The organism is Entomomonas moraniae (assembly GCF_003991975.1).
GTDB classification, from domain to species: domain Bacteria; phylum Pseudomonadota; class Gammaproteobacteria; order Pseudomonadales; family Pseudomonadaceae; genus Entomomonas; species Entomomonas moraniae.
Genome location: NZ_CP029822.1, coordinates 2,238,038 through 2,262,036, shown reverse-complemented (window position 1 = coordinate 2,262,036; position 23,999 = coordinate 2,238,038). Strand labels below are relative to the sequence as shown.

Annotated in this window: 16 protein-coding genes; all 16 read left to right on the top strand. The window is 37.8% G+C overall.

The features are described 5' to 3' along the window. Positions 1-224 precede the first annotated feature (224 nt). The 16 genes from hrpA to tssM all read left to right on the top strand — a co-directional run bounded on the left by hrpA (position 225) and on the right by tssM (position 23,997). Positions 225-4,160, top strand: a complete 3,936-nt coding sequence (gene hrpA, locus DM558_RS10570) for an ATP-dependent RNA helicase HrpA (RefSeq protein WP_127163975.1) — start codon at positions 225-227, stop codon at positions 4,158-4,160. A gap of 293 nt (positions 4,161-4,453) precedes the next feature. Further along, positions 4,454-4,933 carry a hypothetical protein gene (locus tag DM558_RS10565; RefSeq protein WP_127163974.1) on the top strand — a complete coding sequence of 160 codons (480 nt, stop codon included), beginning with the start codon at positions 4,454-4,456 and terminating at the stop codon, positions 4,931-4,933. A 148-nt stretch (positions 4,934-5,081) separates the two neighbouring features. Next, positions 5,082-6,677, top strand: coding sequence for a type VI secretion system protein TssA (gene tssA, locus DM558_RS10560; RefSeq protein ID WP_127163973.1), 1,596 nt, complete (start codon positions 5,082-5,084; stop codon positions 6,675-6,677). A 40-nt stretch (positions 6,678-6,717) separates the two neighbouring features. Beyond that, the gene (gene tssB / locus DM558_RS10555; protein WP_127163972.1) at positions 6,718-7,248 is read left to right on the top strand and encodes a type VI secretion system contractile sheath small subunit; all 531 of its coding nucleotides are present in this window, start codon (positions 6,718-6,720) and stop codon (positions 7,246-7,248) included. After that, entirely contained in the window at positions 7,248-8,726 is a 1,479-nt protein-coding gene (gene tssC / locus DM558_RS10550; RefSeq protein WP_109701748.1) for a type VI secretion system contractile sheath large subunit, read from the top strand. Before tssB ends, tssC begins: the two co-directional genes overlap by 1 nt. Before the next feature lie 12 nt (positions 8,727-8,738). Next, entirely contained in the window at positions 8,739-9,155 is a 417-nt protein-coding gene (tssE, locus tag DM558_RS10545; protein WP_127163971.1) for a type VI secretion system baseplate subunit TssE, read from the top strand. 30 nt (positions 9,156-9,185) lie between these two features. Then, positions 9,186-10,982 (top strand): type VI secretion system baseplate subunit TssF, encoded by a 1,797-nt coding sequence (gene tssF, locus DM558_RS10540; protein WP_127163970.1) that lies wholly within the window; start codon positions 9,186-9,188, stop codon positions 10,980-10,982. Positions 10,983-10,995: 13 nt separating this feature from the next. Continuing rightward, positions 10,996-12,030: a type VI secretion system baseplate subunit TssG gene (gene tssG, locus DM558_RS10535; RefSeq protein WP_127163969.1), complete on the top strand. Its 1,035-nt coding sequence runs from the start codon at positions 10,996-10,998 to the stop codon at positions 12,028-12,030. A 12-nt stretch (positions 12,031-12,042) separates the two neighbouring features. Beyond that, positions 12,043-14,775, top strand: a complete 2,733-nt coding sequence (gene tssH / locus DM558_RS10530) for a type VI secretion system ATPase TssH (RefSeq protein WP_127163968.1) — start codon at positions 12,043-12,045, stop codon at positions 14,773-14,775. Between the two features lie 5 nt (positions 14,776-14,780). Next, on the top strand, positions 14,781-16,262 hold the full coding sequence (locus DM558_RS10525) for a sigma-54 interaction domain-containing protein (RefSeq protein ID WP_127164878.1): 1,482 nt from the start codon (positions 14,781-14,783) through the stop codon (positions 16,260-16,262). Positions 16,263-16,281: 19 nt separating this feature from the next. Beyond that, complete coding sequence (locus DM558_RS10520) at positions 16,282-16,422, top strand: type VI secretion protein (RefSeq protein ID WP_127163967.1); 141 nt, start codon at positions 16,282-16,284, stop codon at positions 16,420-16,422. Positions 16,423-16,433: 11 nt separating this feature from the next. After that, on the top strand, positions 16,434-17,651 hold the full coding sequence (tagH, locus tag DM558_RS10515; RefSeq protein WP_127163966.1) for a type VI secretion system-associated FHA domain protein TagH: 1,218 nt from the start codon (positions 16,434-16,436) through the stop codon (positions 17,649-17,651). 11 nt (positions 17,652-17,662) lie between these two features. Next, a complete protein-coding gene (tssJ, locus tag DM558_RS10510) occupies positions 17,663-18,172 on the top strand; it encodes a type VI secretion system lipoprotein TssJ (protein ID WP_109701756.1) in 510 nt (169 codons plus the stop codon). Between the two features lie 14 nt (positions 18,173-18,186). Further along, on the top strand, positions 18,187-19,518 hold the full coding sequence (gene tssK, locus DM558_RS10505) for a type VI secretion system baseplate subunit TssK (RefSeq protein ID WP_127163965.1): 1,332 nt from the start codon (positions 18,187-18,189) through the stop codon (positions 19,516-19,518). Positions 19,519-19,532: 14 nt separating this feature from the next. Then, positions 19,533-20,402 carry a type IVB secretion system protein IcmH/DotU gene (gene icmH / locus DM558_RS10500; protein ID WP_127163964.1) on the top strand — a complete coding sequence of 290 codons (870 nt, stop codon included), beginning with the start codon at positions 19,533-19,535 and terminating at the stop codon, positions 20,400-20,402. Between the two features lie 16 nt (positions 20,403-20,418). Further along, positions 20,419-23,997, top strand: coding sequence for a type VI secretion system membrane subunit TssM (tssM, locus tag DM558_RS10495; RefSeq protein WP_127163963.1), 3,579 nt, complete (start codon positions 20,419-20,421; stop codon positions 23,995-23,997). Positions 23,998-23,999: the final 2 nt, after the last annotated feature.

Sequence of the window (23,999 nt, the reverse complement as noted above, 5' to 3'; positions counted from 1 at the left end):
AAGCTCTTTTGCTATCGCAAATAGCAATATTGTGGTTACGGTGTATAAACAATAACATATATACAGTATTTTTCTCTAGTCCGGAGCAATAAGAAAATAATTTTTATTGATCACGTTGATAAATTTATTTGATGAAAGAAAAAATTTAAAGATGAACAATAATTTTCAATGAATGAGGTTAAACGTACTATAATGATGGTTTTGCAATACCAGATACTTGATAAATGATAACTGAAAGAAAATTAGATAATGCTTTGTTGGAGCGTCTTGATCAAACAATGATCGCTGATCGTTATGCTTTGCGTCGAGATTTTTTTGCGTTAAAAAAACGTTTTGATGAAAAGAAAATGGCGCAATGGATAGAAAGATTACAAAGCTCCTCACAAAAAGTATTAAATAGAAAGCAAAGCATTCCCACTATTCATTATGATGATAGTTTACCTATTGCAGCAAAAAGAGAAGAGATAAAAAAGGCCATACTAGATAATCAGGTAGTTATTATTGCAGGGGAAACAGGGTCAGGTAAAACGACACAATTGCCTAAGATCTGTCTGGAAATAGGCCGTGGTATCCATGGAATGATTGGACACACGCAGCCAAGAAGATTGGCTGCTCGTAGTGTAGGAAATCGTGTAGCAGATGAGTTAGGAACTCCTTTCGGCGGTTTGGTTGGCTATCAGGTTCGATTTGAAGATAAGAGTACTGATGAGACACTCATTAAATTAATGACAGATGGTATTTTACTATCAGAAACTCAGCATGATCGTTTTTTAAACCGCTACGACACTATTATTGTTGATGAGGCACACGAACGTAGTTTAAATATCGATTTTTTGCTCGGATTCTTAAAAGTTTTATTACTTAAGCGACCTGATTTAAAGTTGATAATAACCTCAGCAACTATTGATTTGGATAGATTTTCAAAGCATTTTAATGATGCGCCTATTATTGAAGTATCAGGACGTACATATCCCGTTGATACATGGTATCGCCCGCTAGTCAGTGAGTTGGACAGTGAAGGAAACGCTTTAGAAGAAGACTTGTCGGTAGATCAGGGTATTATAGCGGCGCTTTCTGAGGTAGAAAAGTTTGAAAAAATGAATCAGCGCTCAGCCGGTGACGTTTTGGTTTTTTTACCCGGTGAGCGTGAGATTAGAGATTCAGCCGATATTTTGCGTAAAGCTAATTTAAGAGATACGGAGGTTTTACCGCTGTATGCAAGATTGACCCCAGCTGAGCAGCAACGTATTTTTCAACCGGCCCAAACAGGTCGTCGTATCGTATTAGCAACAAACGTGGCAGAAACATCTTTGACTGTTCCCGGTATTCGTTATGTTATCGACAGTGGTGTTGCCAGAATTAGCCGTTATAGCTATCGTGCTAAAGTACAACGGCTTCCTATTGAAGCGATTTCTCAAGCCAGTGCTAATCAGAGAAAAGGGCGTTGTGGTCGGGTTGAGGCGGGGGTTTGTATTCGTTTGTACAGTGAAGAGGATTTTTTAAGTCGCCCACTTTTTACTGACCCTGAGATTTTACGTACGAATCTTGCGGCAGTTATTTTACAAATGCTCCATCTTCGATTAGGGCAAATTGAAGATTTTCCTTTTATTGAGCCGCCGGAAAGCAAAGCGATTAAGGATGGTTTTACGCTATTGCAAGAAATTTCTGCCGTTACTTTGAAGGGAGATTTGACTAATTTAGGGCATCAATTAGCACGTTTACCCATAGACCCACGTTTGGGGCGTATGTTGATAGAAGGTTCGCGGTGCGGTGTTTTAGATGAATTATTGATTATTAGCAGTGCGCTTTCTGTTCAAGATCCGAGAGAGCGACCTATAGAAAAGCAACAAGCTGCCGACCAAGCTCATGCTCAATGGAAAGATCCAGACTCTGATTTTGCAGCGTTGGTTAATTTATGGCGCGGCTTTGAGGAACAACGTCAGGCATTGGGTGCTAATCAGTTAAGAAGTTGGTGTCGTAGAAATTTTTTAAATTATTTGCGTTTGCGTGAGTGGCGAGATGCGCATCGGCAGTTATTATTAATTTGTCGAGAAATGAAGTTATTAACTCACCAAAAAACGGGTGTTAATCATCATGAATCTAATGTTAATTATGATGCAGTTCATAGAGCTGTTTTATCAGGGTTATTAAGCCATATTGGTCAGAAAACAGAGGACAATGATTATTTAGGTGCTAGACAAAAACGTTTTTGGATTCATCCCTCAACGGGGTTGGCAAAAAAAGGGCCGCAGTGGGCTATGGCTGCTGAGTTGGTGGAAACCACAAAATTGTTTGCGCGTATTGTTGCTAAAATAGATCCTGTATGGTTAGAGACTCTGGCTCAGCATCTATTAAAGCGAACTTATTTAGAGCCACACTGGGAGAAGAAAAGAGGGCAAGTTGTTGCCTTTGAACAAGTGACTTTATATGGGTTGATTATTGTGGGACGCCGAGCTGTTCATTATGGTCCTCATGATCCTGTTATTGCTCGAGAGCTATTTATTCGAGAAGGCTTGGTAAGAGGTGAGATTATATCGAAAACGAAATGTTTGGAGGCTAATCGCCAGCTAATGGAGCGTCTAGATGATCTCGAGGCTAAAGCCCGTCGCCGTGATATCATTGCCGATGAAGAAACGCTTTATCAGTATTATGATCAGTATATACCACAAGATATTTATCAAACAGCAAGTTTTGATAAGTGGTATCAACGTGAGAGTAAGATAAATCCTAAACTACTGATAATGACGGAAGCAGACGCTCTAGCGAGAACCGCCGATGAGGTAACGACAAACCAGTTTCCTGATAGCTTAGAGTTGAATGGTTTGACGTTATCGTTGAGCTATGTTTTTGAGCCAGGTAATCCACGTGATGGTGTAACCATAAAAGTTCCTGCGCCACTTTTACCCCAGTTGTCTAAAGAGCGTCTTAATTGGCTAGTTCCGGGACTATTGGAACAGCGCGCAATTGCGTTAGTGCGTAACTTACCAAAATCTATTCGTAAGAATTTTGTTCCAGTTCCCGATTTTGTTAAAGCAGCTTTGGCAACAATACCCTTTGCTCATGACAGTTTGTATCAAGCCTTAGGTCAGCAGTTATTAAGAATGACAGGTGTCCGTATTCCAGATGAGGCTTGGCTTGAAGCTGAAGAAGGCCTTGATGATTATTTAAGAATGAATATAGAGGTAGTTGATTCGCTAGCTAAGCGACTAGGTGAGGGTAGAGATTTAGAGGCACTAGTTATTCGCTTTACTAAAGAAAGCCAAGCAGCATTAGCCATTCCTAAAGAAAAGCAAGTAAATAAAACGGTTGAAGCAAAGCATTTTGATGTGTTGCCTACTACTCAACAGCATAAAGTAGCAGGATTGAGTATGACAGTTTATCCTGCACTGTTTGAGGAAAATAGCATCGTAAAAGAGGGGCGGTTTTCTACACAGGCTGAAGCTAATTATCAACATCGACGCGCTTTACAGCGCTTGTTATTACAGCAATTAGCGGAGCAGTCCAAGTTTTTACGCAATAAACTACCATTACAAACAGAGTTAGGGTTATATTTTAAAGATTTCGGGCGATTAGATGGTTTATTGGATGATATTTTATTAGCGAGTGTAGATGAAACGATTTTAGCTGATGAAGCCATACTCCCTCGTGATGCAGCAAGTTTAGCCGTTTTAGCGGAACAAAAACGCGGTGCTTGGTTTGATAATGCTGACCTTTTAGTAAGATTAATCGCCAATATTCTAAATCTATATCATGGTTTACAAAAGTATTTAAAAGGTAAAATAGATCTATCTCATGCTGTTTCCTTAGCAGATATTAAACAACAGCTTGCTAATTTGGTTAATTTGCATTTTGTTAGGGACACGCCATTAGAATGGTTAAAAGAATATCCCCGTTACTTAAAAGCAATTGAGCAACGTTTGGTTAAGTTGCCTACACAATTGCAAAAAGATCGCGTGTATAGTGCAGAGTTGTCTGAGTATTGGCATTTATATCAAGAAAAAAGGGATAAACACTTAAAAGAAGGAAGACGAGATACAGCATTGTTTTTGTACCGATGGATGATAGAGGAGTATAGGGTTTCTTTGTTCGCACAGCAGTTGGGGACAAAATTTCCTATTTCAGATAAACGTTTAAAAAAACAGTGGCAACTTGTTGACTAATGAAGTATGGTATATATTTTTAAACAAAAGTATAAAAAACGTCAGGAATGAATGTTGTTTTATATGGAAATTACCGTTTCAAACAGTATTGTTGATTAATTTAAAATGATTAAAACTCATTGTTTAATAGGCTTTTTTTATGATCATGCTATGTGGGACTGTGAAGTCTTCGTATTCTTGGGCGGTCTATCAAAAATAAATATCGAATAGTGAAACTAGGGATATACTATTAATAAAACTAAGGATATACTATTGCTAAATATTTTATCCTATTGTCTAATGGTAAACAGTAAATGTTAGACAATCGACTTATTTGTATGCTTAACATATTGGTAGTGATTCTGAAAAAATTGGTTATGGATGATGACAAAAAAAATATTAAAGTTCTATCTTATTTCAGAAGGATGAACAATTTAAGTTTTTTTTTACTGTCTATGCTGTTTTTAATTATCAATGGTTGTAGTAGTAAACAAAATGGTAGCTGGGAAGAAGCATCTAATTTAACAAGCCAGCATATTTTAGTAGTTATTAGTAAGCTTAATAGAAATCCTGATGTCATTGAGGATTGGACTGACTACAAGCGCTATACGTGGCGGTACTGTAAAACACAGGATATGTTTGCTTTGGGTATTCGTAATGACGATGCTTATTATTTGAAACCAAAAGTTGTATGTTGCAATATTGAGTTTGATACAGATAGAAATAATCTTATTTTAGGTTCTAAAGGGTTGGATGTTTGTCCCGTAAGTGATGGTTTAAGTCAGTCTAAATAATGGCGAGCTGTTATCGTGTAGGTTTAGATATTATTAGTAGTTGATGTGATTGATTTTAAAGAAATGTGTGGAGCATTTTAATAATAAAAGAGACACAATCGCTTATTCTGCTGGATGAATATAGTTTTATTTAAATAGGGTAGAGAAGTTGTTCGTTAATCCTTTATTAAAAAATTATGAATCTTTATTAGCACCTATAAGTATGGATAGCTTTGTAGGGCAGGATTCACGTTATTCAGAAAATTTTGAAGAAATAGAAAATAGTATATCAAGTGCGGCTGCATTATTTACGAATGCAGTAACTGATTGGCCAAAAGTTATTGAGTTAAGTGTAAAGCTTTTAACAACACAATCGAAAGATATTAGGGTTTTATGCTGGTTTTCATGGGCTCTTTTTAAAAAGGATTCTTTTGAGGGCCTGCAGGTAGGTCTTCATATTACTAATACACTTATTGAGAAAAGTTGGGCTGATATTTATCCCACTAAACAACGAACGCGGGTTTCTTCATTTGACTGGCTTGTTACGCGCATAGAACAGCTATTTCAAGAGGCAGTTCCCGTTTATGAACATATTCCTTTATTTACTGCACTTTTAGAAGAGTTAAAGCGACTGGATGGTATTTTAACTAGCCAATGGCCAGATCAGGATAATTTACCACTCATTATGCCGACTTGTCGCCGTCTTGAACGAATGCTTGCTAGTGACTCTGAAACTAATAAGGTGGATTCTCAAGTGGCTTCTTCGGCAGCGGCAGAAGCAGCCGTCAAGGCTTCTTCTCTTGTTTCTTCTACACCTTCCTCACTGACGGTTGTATCTTCACTAGATAATGAGCGAGACGCTAATAAATTACTTCGTACATTACAAGATAATAGTCGAGTTTTATGCACATGGTGGTTAAATCAAAGGCCAACTGACATTAAAGCATTACGCTTAAATCGTACGCTTCTATGGTTGATCATAGAAACGTTGCCTGAAAATAAAGAAGGTGTAACCGTTTTGCGGCCGATTCCTAATGATAAGATTAATAATTATAAAGAGCGTTTGGCACAGGGGCTTTATGCCGATTTAATTGTTGATGTTGAGGCCAGTATTTCTAAAGCACCATTTTGGTTAGATGGGCAGTATATTGTCTGGCAATGTGTCAAAGCATTACGTATTGACGCGGCAATGGTTGAGATAGAGGTACAGCTGGCATTATTTTTAGAAAGGTTGCCGCAATTAATTGAGTTACAATTTCATGATAAGACACCTTTTGCGGATGAGAATACAGTCTCTTGGATTAATGAATATGTCTTACCAAGACTGAAGAGTCAAACAGCGCAGTTGGCTACGCAATCAATTATTCAAGAGTCTGGTGAGCAAGCGCCTTGGGATGTTGCGTTGCATGAAAGTATTGCTGTACTTTCTAAAGTGAAATTGAAAGAGTCGATGTCTCCTTTGATGGAGGGGTTAAATAAGGCAAAAGGAGAGCGTGAGAAGTTCTTTTGGCGATTATGCATGGCTAAATTGTGTTTGGCGGATAAACGTTATGAACTAGCGAAAACACAATTAGAAAACTTGGATGATCAGATTTGTCAATTGGGCATTGATAAGTGGGAACCAGCATTAGTATTAGAGGTGGTCTATCTCTTGTATAAGTGTTGTGAATTGTTACCACAATCTCAGGTAATAAGAGAGAGTAAAGAGCAATTGTATAAAAGGCTATGTTTTTTGAACATGGATTTGATTATGGATGAGAACTAATCGTTTTTATCTAAAACTTTAGTAATTAATGGAGAGCGTTATGGCTAAAAAAGAGAGCTCGGTAGCACCTAAAGAGCGTATTAATGTAACATTCAAACCAGCAATAGGGGATGCTCAAGAAGAAATCGAAATTCCTTTTAAGCTAATGGTGTTAGGTGATTTTACTCAGCGTCCAGATGACCGTGCTTTAGAAGAAAGAAAGCCAGTTAGTATTGATAAAAATACATTTAATGATGTATTAGAAAAGCAAAACTTAGACTTAAATATTTCTGTTCCTAACCGTTTGCAAGATGAAGATCCAGACAGTGAGTTAGCTGTTAACTTACAGTTCAAAAATATGAAAGATTTTGATCCAGCAAATATTGTGGAAAGAGTACCAGAGTTGAAGAAGTTAATGGAATTACGTGATGCATTAGTAGCTTTAAAAGGTCCATTGGGGAATGCGCCTGCGTTTAGAAAAGCGATTGAAAGCGTATTGGCTGACGATGAATCTCTAGATAAAGTACTTAAAGAATTAGGTCTATCTAATGCCGAAAAAGATGCTGCTAAAGATAAGAAAGGAGATAAGTAATGAGTTCTAGCTCACAAGAAGCAAAATCCAAGTCAGTTGCTACAGAGCATAGTATTCTTGATCGCATCATTGCTGAGACTAAGCTAACTCCAGAAGACGAGGCTTATAATGTTGCTAAGCAAGGTATTGCTGTTTTTATTGAGGAGTTATTAAAGCCTCAGAATAAAAATGAGCCTATTAAAAAGGCACTTGTTGATCGTATGATCAATGAAATTGATGAAAAGCTTAGTCGTCAAATGGATGAGATTTTACACCATCCAGACATGCAAAGTCTTGAATCAACATGGCGCGGTTTGAAATTATTGGTTGATCGTACGGACTTCCGTGAAAATAATAAAATAGAAATTTTAAATGTTTCAAAACAAGATTTATTAGATGATTTTGAAGATGCACCAGAAATCTTTAAGTCAGGCTTATATAAACATGTATATACTGCAGAATATGGTCAATTTGGTGGTATGCCAGTAGGTTCTATCCTAGGTAACTATTATTTTGGGCCAAGTTCTCCTGATGTTAAGTTAATGCAATATTTATCAGCAGTTGCTTGTATGGCTCATGCACCATTTATTGCGGCGGCAGGTCCTCAATTCTTCGGTTTAGAAGCTTTCACTGGTTTACCTGATATGAAAGACTTAAAAGACCATTTTGAAGGTCCATTATTTACTAAGTGGCAAAGCTTTAGAGAGCAAGAAGATTCTCGTTACTGTGGATTAACTGTTCCTCGCTTCTTGTTACGCAACCCTTATGATCCTGAAGATAATCCTGTTAAAACATTTACTTATAAAGAAAATGTATCAGAAAGTCATGAACATTACCTATGGGGAAATACTGCCTTTGCTTTTGGAACTCGCTTAACAGACAGTTTTGCTAAATACCGTTGGTGTCCAAACATTATTGGCCCAAGAAGTGGTGGTGCTGTTGAAGACTTACCGCTACACCATTTTGAAAGCATGGGTGAAATTGAGACGAAGATCCCAACTGAAGTATTGGTTTCAGATCGTCGTGAGTATGAATTGGCAGAGTCAGGCTTTATTGCATTAACTATGCGTAAGGGCAGTGATAATGCAGCATTCTTTTCAGCTAATTCTGTACAAAAACCAAAATTTTTTGGTATCAGTGAAGAAGGTAAAAATGCTGAGCTTAATTATAAATTAGGTACACAATTACCTTATTTATTTGTGATTAGCCGGCTTGCACACTATATTAAAGTATTGCAACGTGAGCAATTAGGCTCTTGGAAAGAGCGAGTGGACCTTGAGCGTGAGCTTAACAAATGGATTCGCCAATACATTGCTGACCAAGAAAACCCAAGTGCTGAAGTACGTGGACGTCGGCCATTACGTGCTGCACAAATTATTGTGACAGACGTAGAGGGTGAGCCAGGCTGGTACCGTGTAACAGTTAATGTCCGCCCTCACTTTAAATATATGGGTGCTGATTTTACCTTATCCTTAGTTGGTAAGTTAGATAAGGAGTAATAGGGCTGATATATGAGTAAGTATGGCAGCCTTTTTGAACGGTTAGCAGATATTCCTGCGACGAGAAATCAGTTTGATGATGAGGCTGCTATTACTCTTTCAGTTGCTAATCATTTAGCAAAGATGTTAAGCACCCGTGCAGGTAGTGTTCAAACATTACCTGATTATGGTTTACCTGATTTAAATGATTTGAATTTATCGTTACATGATTCTTTACAACAATCGCGTATCGCTATTGAGCGATTTGTGGAGTTGTATGAGCCTAGATTGTCTGAGGTAAGAGTTGTTACTCTACCTAGAACGCATGATCCATTAAACCTGTCATTTAGTATTGAAGGAATGATAGAAGTTGATGGAATCAAAAGAGAGGTTTCATTTGGTGCTTCTTTAAATGGTTCTGGGCAAGTGAAGATAAATAAACGTTATTAATAATAGCAGATAAACTTCTAAGGAGTTTCAGTGTCATTTAATTATTATTACCTGCAAGAGTTAACTGCTTTACGTCGTATGGGTAAACAGTTTGCACAAAGGAATCCTGCGTTAGCTCCTTTCATAGGTGATGGTAGTCGTGATCCTGATGTTGAGCGGTTATTAGAAAGTTTTGCCTTTTTAACAGGACGTTTAAGGCAACGACTCGATGATGAGCTACCAGAGTTAGCTCACTCATTAATGAATTTATTATGGCCTAATTATATGAGGTCATTACCTGCTTTTAGTATTATTGAATTTGATGCTCTTGATGAAACAGAAGAAAGTGTCACTTTGGCAAGGCATTCTGTGGTTAACTCCACTCCTGTCGAGGGAACGGTTTGTCAATTTCAAACCTGTTATGAAACCAAGATTAATGCACTCGATTTGGATGATGTGGATTATGCCATTAAAAACGGTGGTGCAGTTCTTAGTTTAAAGTTAATGCTTAAGGGCGAGGGTAATTTAGTAGGTGCACCTCTTGATAAGCTTAGATTACACTTGACAGGCGAGCGTTATATTAGCCAAATGCTTTATTTGTGCTTATTAAGACACATTGATACTATTCAGCTAGTACCATTAAATGAAAAAGGTGAATCTTTTACAGATAGCAATGGCAATGTTTTAGGAGTAAAGACTATTGGGCCAGAGCATATTAAAGCTGTGGGATATGCAGAAGATGAAGCCTTATTGCCCTATCCAGAAAATACATTTCGTGGTTATCGTTATATTCAAGAGTATTTTGCGTTTCAGGATAAGTTTTTGTTTGTAGATCTTGAGCGAATGGATACTTTAAAAACATTGCCAGAAGATCTATTAGAAAAAACAAAAGGTATCATGGTACGTTTTAATATTCGTCGGGCAAATATGCAGCGTATTCAGCCAACGAAAGAAAACATCAAATTAAATTGTACCCCCGTTGTTAATTTATTTTCGCATAATGCCATGCCAATTAACTTTACAGGTACTGATAATGAATATCATATTTTACCCAGTATCAATACAGCAGGACATTATGAAGTTTTTTCTGTTGATAAAGTGATTGGTTGGAGTAATACGCGCAATGAATATAAAGAATACGTTCCTTTTGAATCTTTTGAGCATGATGCCAGTTTCGATGTTGATGAAGTAAGACCGTTTTATTTTGTTAGAAAAGAAAAGTCTCTAACGCATGATGGTTTGGATACATACCTACGGTTTGCGAGCAAAGATAGTACACTCTTTACAGGGGATACTTTATCTATTGATTTAACATGTACTAATCAAAACCTACCTACACAATTACGTGTGGGAGATATCTGTGTTGCTTCTGAAACAATTCCAGATAACTTAGTGTTTAAAAATATTGTTCCACCTACAACAAGTTATGCGCCTCCTATAGAAACAGGCTTTTTATGGCGCATCATTAGCAACATGTCACTTAACTACTTATCCCTTGCTGATATAGAGCCGTTAAAAGTAGTATTAGAAACGTATGATTTCCCTCGCTATTATGACCAACAACATGAGCGAATTAGTCGTAGATTATTAGCAGGGCTAAAAGACATTAAATATAAGCCTGTGGACCGACTACATAAGGGGTTACCTTTTAGGGGGATCAGAACAGAACTGACGATTGACCCAGAAGGGTATATTGGAGATGGCGATTTGTTTTTATTTGCCTCTGTATTAAATGAATTTTTTATTCTATATGTGAGCTTGAATTCATTCCATGAGCTCGTCGTGCACAGTACACACAATCAAACATATCGGTGGCCATTACGTATAGGGCAACAGGCATTATTATGAGTTGGGGGAAATAATGTCGGCTAAAAATATTCGTTATCGGGGAGATGCAAAAGAGACGCTACCTGCTTTACCTTTATGGAATGAGAAGAATATTCGTAAGTATTCATTATTTCAGGGTGTTTTATTAACAGTCGATTATCTTCGTAGTATTACGGATGAAGCGCTGACCGATGATGAAATTTATGAACGTATTGAGTTTGTTGCTAACCCAAGTTTAGGATTCCCAACCTGTGATATTGAGTATGTGGAGTTTTTTATTGAGGATCAGCAAGTTCGAGTAAGAATGTGTATTAATCCTTTGGGGCTGATTGGTGCAAATTCTCCAATGCCAATTTTTTATAGTGAGCAGGCATTAGGTGATAGTACCGAAGATGATAATACTACAAGAGACTTTCTAAACTATTTTAATGATCGTCTTCAACGGTTATTGTTACCTATTTGGAAAAAATATCGCTATTACGCGTTTTATAAAGATGGAGCTTTAGACAGTTTTTCAGCAAAGTTATTTTCGCTGATTGGCTTGGGCCCCGAAGCATTAAGAAAGTCAAATAATCTTAACTGGAAGCGATTATTGCCTTATTTAGGCATGATTAGTTTACGTGCTCACTCAGCGGTGTTAGTTGAGGCGGTGTTGCGTTACTACTTCAAGCATAAAGATATTTTTGTAGAGCAGTGCGTTGAGCGTAGAGTGAAAATTGCAGAAGATCAACTTAACCGCTTAGGGCAAGCCAATAGTATCATGGGGGATACACTTGTAATTGGTACCGAGGTAAGAGACCGAAGTGGTAAATTTAGAATACATATTTTGAAGTTAACGTGGGATCAGTTTCATCAATTTTTACCGATTTATAAAGAATATGATCAGCTTAATACACTGGTTGGTTTTATCTTAAGGGATCCGTTGGAATACGATATTAAATTACAATTATTAAAGAACGAAATTCGAGATTTAAGAATAGGCAATAACAGTGAATGTCTGCTTGGTTGGACAAGTTGGCTTGGTAAAGAAAGAGCCGACGGCGAAATTTTACTAAAAAATCAAATGTAGAAAGGATTATTGATGATTAATATAGATTTGCAACAATTAATTCAGGCGTTAGATACCCAGACACGCAAAGATCTTGAAAAAGCAGCAGAAGCTTGTGTTGTTAGAGGCGGCAATAAAGTTTTAATTGAAGATATGCTACTGAGTATGTTGGGTACGCCAGATAGTCTAATCAATAAAGCTGTACAAGATGCAGGGATAGAGTTGGGCGAGTTGTTATCAGTACTACAGCTTCGTGCTGAGTCACATGAAACACAAAATCCTGTTTTCTCTGTGGAGTTGGTGCAATGGATGCAAGATGCATTATTGCTTGCAAATTTAGAGTTAGAACGAAACTACATTGATCAAGCCGCTTTAATTTTAGCCTTATTGCGTAATAATCTTCGTTATGTAGGTACAAAATACTATAAATTATTGTCACAAATTGATGAAGCACGTTTACGTGATTACGTCTTAGCGGACCAAGTTGAGCAGACAGGCTCTGCGAATGTTATCCGTGAAGGTGTGGAGTCTTTTATTAAGAAGTTTACCCATAATTTCACACAACAAGCACGAGAAAATAAATTAGACCCAGTGCTTTGCCGTGATGATGCCATTCGCCAAATGATTGATATTTTGGCGCGTCGCCGTAAAAATAACCCGATCATTGTGGGGGAAGCGGGTGTTGGTAAAACAGCGGTTGTTGAAGGTTTGGCTATTCGTATAGCCGAAGGTGATGTACCTGAAATCTTAAAAGGCATGGAGTTACTGTCATTAGACATGGGGCTTTTACAAGCTGGCGCCAGTATGAAAGGCGAGTTTGAGCGTCGTTTGAAAGGTCTGATTGATGAGGTAAAAGCTTCTCCTAAACCCATCATATTATTTATTGATGAAGCCCACATGATGATTGGTTCTGGTGGTGATGCGGGTGGTTCAGATGCTGCAAATCTTCTAAAGCCTGCACTTGCGCGAGGAGAGCTTTGTACAATTGCGGCAACTACTTGGTCTGAATATAAAAAATATTTTGAAAAAGACGCTGCATTGGCTCGCCGTTTTCAGGCGGTACAACTCCATGAACCCACCATTGATGAAGCTGTTACTATATTGCGCGGCTTAGCACATGTTTATGAGCGTAGCCACGGTATTTATTTAAGAGATGATGCTGTTGTTGCAGCGGCTGAACTTTCTGCTCGATATTTGGCAGGTCGTCAATTACCCGATAAGGCAGTTGACGTGCTAGATACAGCGAGTGCACGTGTGAAAATTAGTCTTGCTTCAGCACCTGCAAAGGTTGAGCAACTACGTACGAAGATTGCTGTTGATGAAAGACAATATCAAGCATTAAAGCGCGATAGTTTGGCTGGTTTAAAAATAGATGAAGAGCTATTAGCAACCTTAGAGACAACATTAGCGGACACAAGGCTAGAGTTAGAGCAGTTTATTGAGCGTTGGGAGTATCAAAAAGATCTTGCAGAGCAGTTGATTGGTTTAAGAAAGCAATACAGTCAGTTACAAAAAGTGAAGCAAGACTTAGAGCAAGAATCATTACAAACAACAGATGATGCAATCGTTACGGAAGTTGTTGAGACTGTTGTTGAAGAGATAACAGAGGCTGGAGAATTTGTTGAGGAGTCTATTGAGGCGCTCACCATACAAGTAACGCCTGAACAAGTAACTGAGCAGCTAGCACAAGTACAGAAAGAATTAAATAGAATACACGTATTACTGGAAGAGGCTCAAGAAAGTGAACGCCTGGTCAGTTTTGAAGTGTGCCCGAGACTTATTGCAGAAGTCATTAGCGGATGGACGGGTATTCCTGTAGAGCAGTTAGCGAAAGAACACAACATTAAAGTGATGAGTTTTGCTACAGAGCTTCGTGAGAGAGTGAGGGGGCAAGAGCAAGCTATTGTAGCGTTAGATAAAGCGATTCGTACTTCTGCGGCAGGCTTAAACCGCCCAGAAATGCCTGTTGGTGTGTTCTTATTTGTAGGGCCAAGCGGTGTTGGTAAAACAGAAACAGCATTAGCGTTATCTGACTTGCTATATGGCGGTGATCGTTTCTTAACTGTGATTAACATGTCAGAGTTTCAGGAAAAACATACGGTCTCTCGTTTAATTGGTTCTCCTCCAGGCTATGTAGGTTATGGTGAGGGTGGTATGTTGACGGAGGCTGTTCGTCAAAAACCTTACTCAGTTATTTTATTGGATGAAGTGGAAAAGGCCGATCCTGATGTGATGAACTTGTTCTATCAAGTTTTTGATAAAGGGATTGCTAATGATGGTGAAGGTAGAGAGATTAACTTTAGAAACACTTTGATCATTATGACCTCTAATTTAGCCAGTGATATTATTTCAACATTGTGTAAGGATGGAGCAAGACCTGCGCCAGAAACATTAGAAGAAGCGATTAGACCTGCGTTAAGTAAGCATTTTAAACCAGCACTCTTAGGTCGTATGAAGGTTGTGCCTTACTATCCTGTTGATGGAGAGGTATTAAACGAACTTATTGAGATCAAACTAGGACGTTTAGCAAACCGTATGCAGCAACGTAAATTAGAGTTAACGTATGATCCTGCGTTAATTGGCGTTTTAGCCGAGCGTTGTACACACAGTGAAAGTGGTGCTCGTTTAATTGATGCATTATTAGACCAGTATATTATTCCTCATATTACCGATCGTTTATTAGAAGCGATGGCGAAAAAAGAGGAGTTAAAGCGCGTTAATATCGTAGTTGATGCTGAAAATACTGTAACTTGTGAGTTTTATTAATTGTGATGGATAAGTTAGCTGCTAAATATTATGCGTCTCTTATTGAGGCGAGCAATGTACATTCTCTCGTAGTCTGTGCATTGTCTGCGGCTGCTTGTGCTACATCGGCATCGTTAGTACAGTTATATTTGTTGGATCAAGATAAAACACGATTAAATCTCTATGGACAATGTAAGGATGAACATACGTGTTTGACGCAAGATATTTCGTATGATTATTACCATGACGCCTTATTACAGTACTGTTTGACTCAAAATAAACCTATTATCACGAATGATGTGAGTAGTTTTTCATTAGAGATTAATTTTCTACCGCAAGAGAACAAAAGCTGGCGTAGTTTATTAGTCTTACCGTTATTAAATAGGCAACAAATTGATGGTTTACTTGTTTGTGCTAGTTTTGAAGCAATGGACTGGGATAATAAAACAGCATTATTGCAAGATTTTTATCGATTAACATTTATTCAATATACACGATTGATCGCTTTACAAGTAAAGGATACAGCACCGATAAAAAGGGATAAGGAAAGTGTTGTTACAAAAGAGCATTATGGCTTAATAGGTAGCAGCCCAGCAATGAAGTCAGTGTATTCATTAATGAGCAAAGTACTACATACGCCATTCACTGTTCTTGTAACTGGTGAGACAGGAACAGGTAAAGAGCTAGTTGCTAAAGCAATCCATCATTACAGCATAAGAAAAAACAAAGCATTTGTTGTACAAAACTGCGCTTCTATGCCTGAAACATTACTAGAGAGTGAGTTGTTTGGTTATAGTAAGGGGGCGTTTACAGGGGCAGATAAAGACCATTTAGGTTTGCTTAGAGAGGCCGATGGTGGGACGCTGTTTTTGGATGAAATTGGTGATATGCCTATTGTGTTGCAAGCAAAGTTACTGCGTGTTTTGCAAGAAGGAGAAGTACGGCCACTGGGTAGTAACAAAACCTTTAAAATAGATGTAAGGGTTATTGCTGCAACGCACCGTAATTTATTGGATGAAATAAAAAAAGGGAATTTTAGAGAAGACCTTTATTATCGTTTGGCCAAGTTCCCCATCGAATTACCACCACTACGGGATCGTGGTGATGATATTTTGGCATTGGTTGATTTCTTTATTGATAATACGTGTCAGTTTTTAGGCCGGAAAAAAAGTATAATAAGTCAATGCTTTATGGATAAACTATTAAGTTATTCATTTCCTGGTAATATCAGAGAGTTAAAAGGGCTTTTGGAGCGTGCTATTTTACTCGCGGATGATGAACAGTTAGAAGCGCAACACCTACATGTTAGCCCTGATAGACAATTAACGACTAAAGACAATAGCCTTAAAGATAGTGTTGCAGACTATGAGCGTGAGCATCTTGTAAAAAGTTTACGTGATCATCAAGGCAATCAAACAAAAACAGCAAAACAGTTAGGTATTTCAAGACGAACATTGGTATATAAAATACAGCGTTTAAATATATCAAAAGAAGAGTTTTCAAATTAGTAAGAGGGAAGGGGGAGCAATGGTTACTGTTAAAAAAGGTATTTTATTATTGTTATTAAGTGTTTTTTTAAGTGCTTGTTCTGGTAATTATAAATCAAGTGATGATAGATATAGACAAATTGGTCAGCCACCACTAGTGATTGATAACAAGGTTAAATAAAGGTAATTATTGTGGAACTTATTTTAGAGATTATTAGTGATCAGCAATATGCTGACAATATTACAAAAAGCAAGGATTTTAAAAGTGCTGGTGGTATTATAGGGCGTGCGCCTGATTGTGATTGGATTATCCCTGACCCTAAGCGTCATGTGTCAGGACATCATGCCATGATCAGTACCAAAAATAATCAGTTTTATATTACTGATGTGAGCAGTAATGGCACTGTTTTAAAAAATACAGGTTCAAAGCTACCAGCAGGAGAGCCCTTTTTAGTTGAGCATGGTGCTGTATTCTGTTTGGGTGATTTTGATATTCGGGCACGTCTGGTTTATGATCCTGAAGTTTTTGAAAATGTTGTAGGCAAACCTGTTGATGCAGGGTCTGTTATTCCAGATGATGCGTTTTTGGATTTAGATCCGATTAAAGCAATCGAACAAGAGCCCTTTCAGTATGTTGACATGGATGAGTTAGCTGATTTTATGAAAGGTAATGATCAACGTGAAGAGCAACGCAGAGATTATGCACGTGTTGATATTGAGAGTTTAGAAATTCCACAGCTTGTGGAAGATGTTATTCCAGAAGTTAAACAGCCAACACCTCCTCCAGTTGTAGAAATGCCTGTAAAACCTGCTGCTAATTTATCAAGTGATTTTTGGAATAAGTTTTCTGCTGAGCTAGGTATTGATATCTCTAAGTTTGATGATGCTGAAAAAGAAAAGTTAGCTATTCACACCGCACGTCTATTTAAGCAATGTATTATTGGTGTTCAGCAAAGTTTAAGAACACGTTCAGAGCTAAAGAATGAGCTAAGGCTACCAATTACCACTGTACAAGCTACGGGAAATAATCCGTTACGTTATACGGCAGATGCAGAAAGCGCTATTAATGATTTGTTAACGAAGCATAATCCAAGTCAGTTAACGCCTGAGCAGGCAATTAATCGTGCGTTTAGAGATCTACAAGCGCACCAAGTGGCACTACTAGCCGCTTGTCGAGGTGCTGTAAGAGGTGTCATACATCAATTCTCTCCTGAACAGTTGGTTCTTGCTTTTGAGCAACGTGGTGAGAGTGGGATGCTTAAAGGAAGTGCTTGGAAATGGCGTACTTACTGTCGCTATCATAACTTATTACAACAAGATGTGGAGTGGAGTGATCGACTATTTAGTAAAGACTTTACCACTTATTATGAAGAACAGGTAAGACTTTTAGCTTCATTAAATGATAATTAAGGAATAAATAAATGGCAAAATTAAGATTATTAGGTTTATTACTAATAATAGCAGTATTAACAGGCTGTTCTTGGATGAACCCATATTCAGATGTTACTAAGGTTAATATTCGACTTAATGGTAGTGATTATTTAAACCCAGACTTGCGTGGAAGACCTTCGCCTATTGTTGTTCGAATCTATGAGTTAAAAAATGCAGTGAACTTTATGAATGCAGATTTCTTTAGTTTGTACAATGACGCAAAAAATGTGTTAGGTGAAGATTTGGTGGCTGTAGAGGAAATGGAGTTAACACCTCGTCAACGGATACATCTACGTTATAGAGTAGCTGAAACTAGTCAATATGTAGGTATTGTCGCTGCTTATCGTGATTTATCATCAGCTGATTGGCGCTATATTGTTAAAACAGTCCCTAAAGAAAAGCTTTATGTCAATGTGGTTTTAACCAGTGATGGTATTTATAAAAATACTGATCCTAGAGCACTGAAGGTTAATGAAACATTGCCAATGAACGAAAGATAATTGGATATCATGTTATGAGCACTCAAAAAGTAGTTTGGCAGGAGGGGATGTTGCTAAGACCGCAGCATTTCCAACACAATGATAGATATTATAGCCAGCAGCTAGCTATACGTACGCAATTACTATCCAGTAATACGTGGGGTTTTATTTCTTTACAAATAGATACTCAATATCTGAATATGGGTAAAATTGTTGTTAATGAGGCTAAAGGCGTTTTGCCTGATGGTTCTTTTTTTGAAATCAGAAAGGAATTAGAGCCATTAGCACTGGATATTCCACCTAATACTAATAATCAACCCGTTTATTTAGCACTGCCTATTTCAACAGATAATCATATTGAGGTGAGAGAGGCTTCGCAAACTGACGTATTAGCACGCTATATCATGCGTGAAATTGAAGTTGCTGATGCCAATAGCCTTGATTCAAATATTATTATGATTAATAGTTGTCAACCCGATTTTAGATTAATTTTGGGTGATGAAGAAAATAATAGTGCGTTTGTATTTTTAAAGATTTGCCATATTTTAGATTGTAGTTCTGATAAAACAATTGCATTGGACAGTGAATATGTTCCAACGTACTTAAATTTACATGCCTCTTCTGTGTTACTGTCTTCATTAAAAGAAGTTATTAGTATGCTTGTTCATCGTGGTGACCGCCTCGCAGAAAGGATTAATGCCAGCGGTAAAACACAAAGTGCAGAAGTAGGCGATTTATTAATGTTACAGTTAATTAATAGCGTTGAACCGTTGTTAAGACACTATCTTCGAGCGGATAAAACACATCCTGAGGATGTCTATAAGGAGCTAGTGCGTTTATACGGACAGTTGGCCACTTATGCGAGTGATGCTAAACGCCCCAGTATGGATTACTATTATATGCATAGTGATCAAGGGCTTTGCTACCGTAAGTTAATGGAAAGACTCCGTCAAGTATTGTCTATGGTATTGGAGCAGCATGCTATCGAGTTGTTATTACAACAACGTGCTTATGGTATTCAAGTATCACCCTTACATGATCATAGTATGTTGAGTAACTCTAAGTTTATTTTAGCGGCTAGTGCTTCTTGTGATCCTGAGTTTTTACGAAGTAAGTTACCTGCGTATTTGAAGTGTGGGCCTGTTGAAAGAATTAGGCAATTGGTTAATCTTCATTTGCCCGGTGTTAAAATTAAAGCGTTACCTGTGGCGCCAAGACAAATACCATTCCATTCAGGAAAAATTTATTTTGCACTTGAGTTAAGCTCAGATGATCTTGCACAGCTAGAAAGTTCGGGAGGCTTTGCTTTCCATGTGTCAGGTGCATTTGATAATCTTGAACTTAAATTCTGGGCTATTCGTAATTAGGGCGGGAAGATAATATGGAAAGAGATGATAAAACGGTTATTAGTAGCCGCTTTAATGAAAGCCAAGCAGACTCTGTGCCGTTGTTAACAGACATCCCCGATGCACCAAAATATGCTGCATTGGATGATAAAATGGTTTTTGCAGCAAGATTGAGACCTGTTGATGAAAATATAGTGGGTTTGAATCCTCTTATTTCTGCAGGGGCACATATTCTTTCTGAGATTGTTAGGCTGCGTAATAATGCACCACCAGAAGACTTGGATGCATTACAACATAATTATATTGATGCAATAAAACGTTTTGAGCGTATTGCTTTACAAAGTGGCGTTGAAAATAGCCAAGTCATGAGTGCTCGCTATGTGATGTGTACCGTTTTAGATGAAGCTGTGGTCTGTACCTCTTGGGGTGTCGAAAGTACTTGGTCTAAATACAGTATGCTGGCTTCATTTCATAATGAGACTTTTGGTGGGGAAAAAGTTTTCCAACTATTAGATAAAATCACGCGTAATCCTGTTAAGTATTTACCACTCATTGAATTGATTTATGTTTGCTTATCACTTGGCTTCGAGGGTAAATATCGCGTTGTTAATCGTGGCACACTGGAGCTAGAAGCTATTAGAGATAGTTTATATCGTCAAATTAAGCAACTACGAGGTGATGTTCCTAAGGCATTGTCACCACAGTGGCAAGGTTTACAGACACACCGGCGTGGCTTAATTAGACTTGTGCCCTGGTGGATGGTTGTGATTTTTACGGTTATTTGCTTGGTCATTATGTATTGCGGTTTTGCTTTTGTATTAAAACAAGAGCGTCAAGATGCATTAGTGCCGTACCAAAACTTAGAAACCACATTAACTCAAGAAACTCAAAACAACACACGGTGAGATAAAGGATTTTTTGATGAAAAGATTTTTTAAGAAACTAGGTATCTTTTTCAAAAAAAGATGGGTATGGACACTGTGTATTGCATTAGTCCTAGCGTTATTGGTTTGGTTCCTCTTCCCATATTTCGGGTTTGCTGACTCTAAGCCTTGGGAATCTACAAGTTCTCGTTTAGTAACCATTTGCATTATTATTTTATGTTGGGGGTTATTACTTGTTTTTCTTAACTGGCGTGAAACGGCTAAACAAAAGAAAAAGCTGACGTCCGATCAAGCACAAGAAAAACAGATTCTTGAAGAAAAAATATATGAGGAACGTAAGTCAGTTACTTCTTTGTATAAAAAAGCAATGCAGGTACTAAAGAAATCCAGTATTTATAAAGGTAGAAGTCATGGTTGGAAACAGGATTTACCATGGTATTTACTCATAGGCCCTGAGTCGAGTGGAAAAACGAGTATCTTAGATTTTTCAGGGCTTAACTTTCCTTTAAACCAAATTGAGCAACGTTTAACCAAAAATATTGAGGGCACTCGTTATTGTGAGTGGTATTTTGCTGAAAATGGTGTTGTTATTGATACCTCAGGGCGTTACTTTTCTCAAGAAAATTCAGAAGTAGATAGTGCAGGCTGGTTAACTCTTCTTAATTTATTGCGTCGTCGTAAGAGAAGCCGTCCGATTAATGGGGTATTAGTCAATGTTCCAGTGGATGATTTATTAAGCCGAGATGAAATTAATTTAGAGCGTATTGCTCGCCAAACAAGGGCACGGCTACATGATATTCAGCTACGACTTGGTACAGAGTGCCCTGTTTATATGCTATTTAGTAAAGCTGACCATATTATTGGCTTTAATGAGTTCTTTGATAATCTTTCTCAAGAGGAAAGTGCTCAAGTTCTTGGCGTAACTTTTACCAAAGAACAAAAAGTTATCACCGCAGACATGACAAACTATGAGTTTGAAAGACTGTTAGAGCGTTTAAATAAACAAGTAGTCAGTAATTTACATCAAGAGCGAGATATTCAGCGCCGTGGAAAAATATTAGATTTTCCTTATCAGTTTAATTTAATTGCTGAACAATTAAGTTTGTTTATTGAGTTGGCGACTTCTGGTAATCGTTACCAAGAGGCCAGTCATTTAAGAGGGTTCTATTTTATGAGTACTCCTCATGCAATAGAACATCTTGATGAACACACCGTTAGAATTGGTAGAAACTTGGGACTTTCGAGCAAAGCACTTCCTGTGTATCGACAAGGTAGACCGCGTTTTCTTTATCAATTATTTACATCTGTTATCTTCCCTGAGTCGGAGTTGGCAACACTGGATGAGTCAGAAAGAAAACGCTTAACGTGGAGACAACGGAGTATTTATATCGGATCGTTAGCCACATTGGCTGGTGTTGGTGCACTCTGGGGCTATAGTTTTTCAGCTAATAATGGTTATTTAAAAGAGACCGACGATCTGGGTAAAAGACTAGTTGAAGAGCAAAAGCAATTACTGCCTCGTGGTGATTTATCACAGTTAAAATCTGTATTAAATACAGGCTATTCTGCTTATCAGGTTTTCCCCACAGATAATGATTTATCTATTGCGCACAGGCTAGGCTTGTATCAAGGTAAAGAGACAACTCCTACCGTTTTAGCTGTTTATAACAAAGAATTGCTCAAACAAATGTTACCGGCTATTGCGCGTCAATTAGAAACACAAATAAGAAGCAATTTTGGCAATAGAGATAAGTTATTAAGCAGTTTACGTGCTTATTTAATGCTTAATTATGTTAATTACAGAGATAAAGCTTATTTATCAACAGTATTGACTGATAGTTGGGCGAATATTTATCCAGGTAATACAGAGCTACAAAATGATTTAAAAGGCCATTTAACAAGATTGCTTGCCTTAGACTTTATTTATCCACTGAATAATGAACTTGTTTCACAAGCAAGACGTATATTAAGTAATGAGCCTTTGGCTAATCTTGTTTACAACGCGATGAAACAAGAAGCAACTATTTTGCCAGATTATCGACTATCAGATCACCTTGGTTCGCAAGGTTATTTAATAAAAGGAGCTGATCGAAAGATCCCTGGTTTCTTTACAAAACAAGGCTATCAGCAGTACTTTTTAACCAATGGTTCAAAGTATATTACAACAACGCTTAAAAATAATTGGGTTTTAGGCGATGCTAATACTCTTTCTCCTGCGGAGATACAAAAGTTAATGGCTCAGGTTGAGCAGCTTTACTTTATTGATTATACCGATCAATGGAGTAGCACAATTTCTGGCTTGAAACTATCGAATGTAAATTCATTCTCAGAAAGTGATTCTCAACTAACGGGGTTAACCTCAGCGAGTAGTCCGTTCTTATTATTACTTGGGGAAATTAAGGAACACACTAAGTTACCTGGTATTATTCCAGAGCCAGATGAAAACAGTGGTGATGTTCTAAAAGATAAAACAGGTGATATTAATACGAATGGTACTGTTAAGCAGATGGCAAAACAGGCAACCAAAAAAGCAGCCGTTAAAGGTGTTAATGCCGGTATTGATGGTGCGAAAAAACTGGCCGCGGCGAGTGTGCCTGAACAAGGTAAGAAGCGTATGGTACAAATGTTTACGCCTTACCATCGGTTGTTATTGGATGACGGTTCGCCAAGTTCAGATTATGCGGCTGCATCACAAGCTTTAAATGATTTAAATCAGAAAATTTCTGGGTTAGCAAGAGATAGTGCGCCAGAGCAGGCTGCATTGGATTGGGCTAAGGAAAGGATGACGGGGCAACAAGATACGTTATCAGTTATTCAAAATGCAGTTAAACGTTTACCTACACCTTTTGATAAGTGGTATACCCAAATTGCTGATGACAACTGGCGCTTGATATTGGCGAGCTCTTATAATTATATCAATCAGGCTTATAAAGCGAATGTGTATAGTTTCTATAATAGTTCAATTAAGGGACGTTACCCATTTAATGGTAAAGCAGATACTGATGTGGCTATGTCTGACTTTACACGCTTCTTCAAGCCAGGCGGTGTCATGGATAGTTTCTATGAAAGTAATTTAAAACCATTTGTGTCTACAAATGGCAGTTATTATCAAGTAAAAACTATTGATGGGCGTAGTCTTCCTATCAGCAATGCGACATTAGCACAATTTAGAGTCGTACGTGTTATTCAGGGTGGATTGTTTAGCGATAGTCCTGAGTATCCATCTGTAAGCTTTAAGTTAGAACCTCATTTTTTAGAGGCGACATTAAGTAAAGTGGTTTTACAAATCGGTAATCAGCGGTTTGAATATCGACATGGCCCAATTCTTTCTACACGCCTTGTTTGGCCTACTGAAAATGCAGACACGAGTGTTGTTTCTGAGCGTTTTGAGGACTTGTCAGGCAATAAAACTTCTTATCAAACAGAGCCAGGTGCGTGGTCTTTATTTAGGTTTATCGATCAAATGGAAATCTCGTATGCTTCTGGTCGTGATGTGATGGTACTTAAGACAAATGTGGATGGAAAATACGCAAATTATTTACTATCAACACAGCGTTCACCTAATCCTTTTGATGTAAAAGTTTATCGAGCATTTGGATTAAGGGATAATTTGTAAAC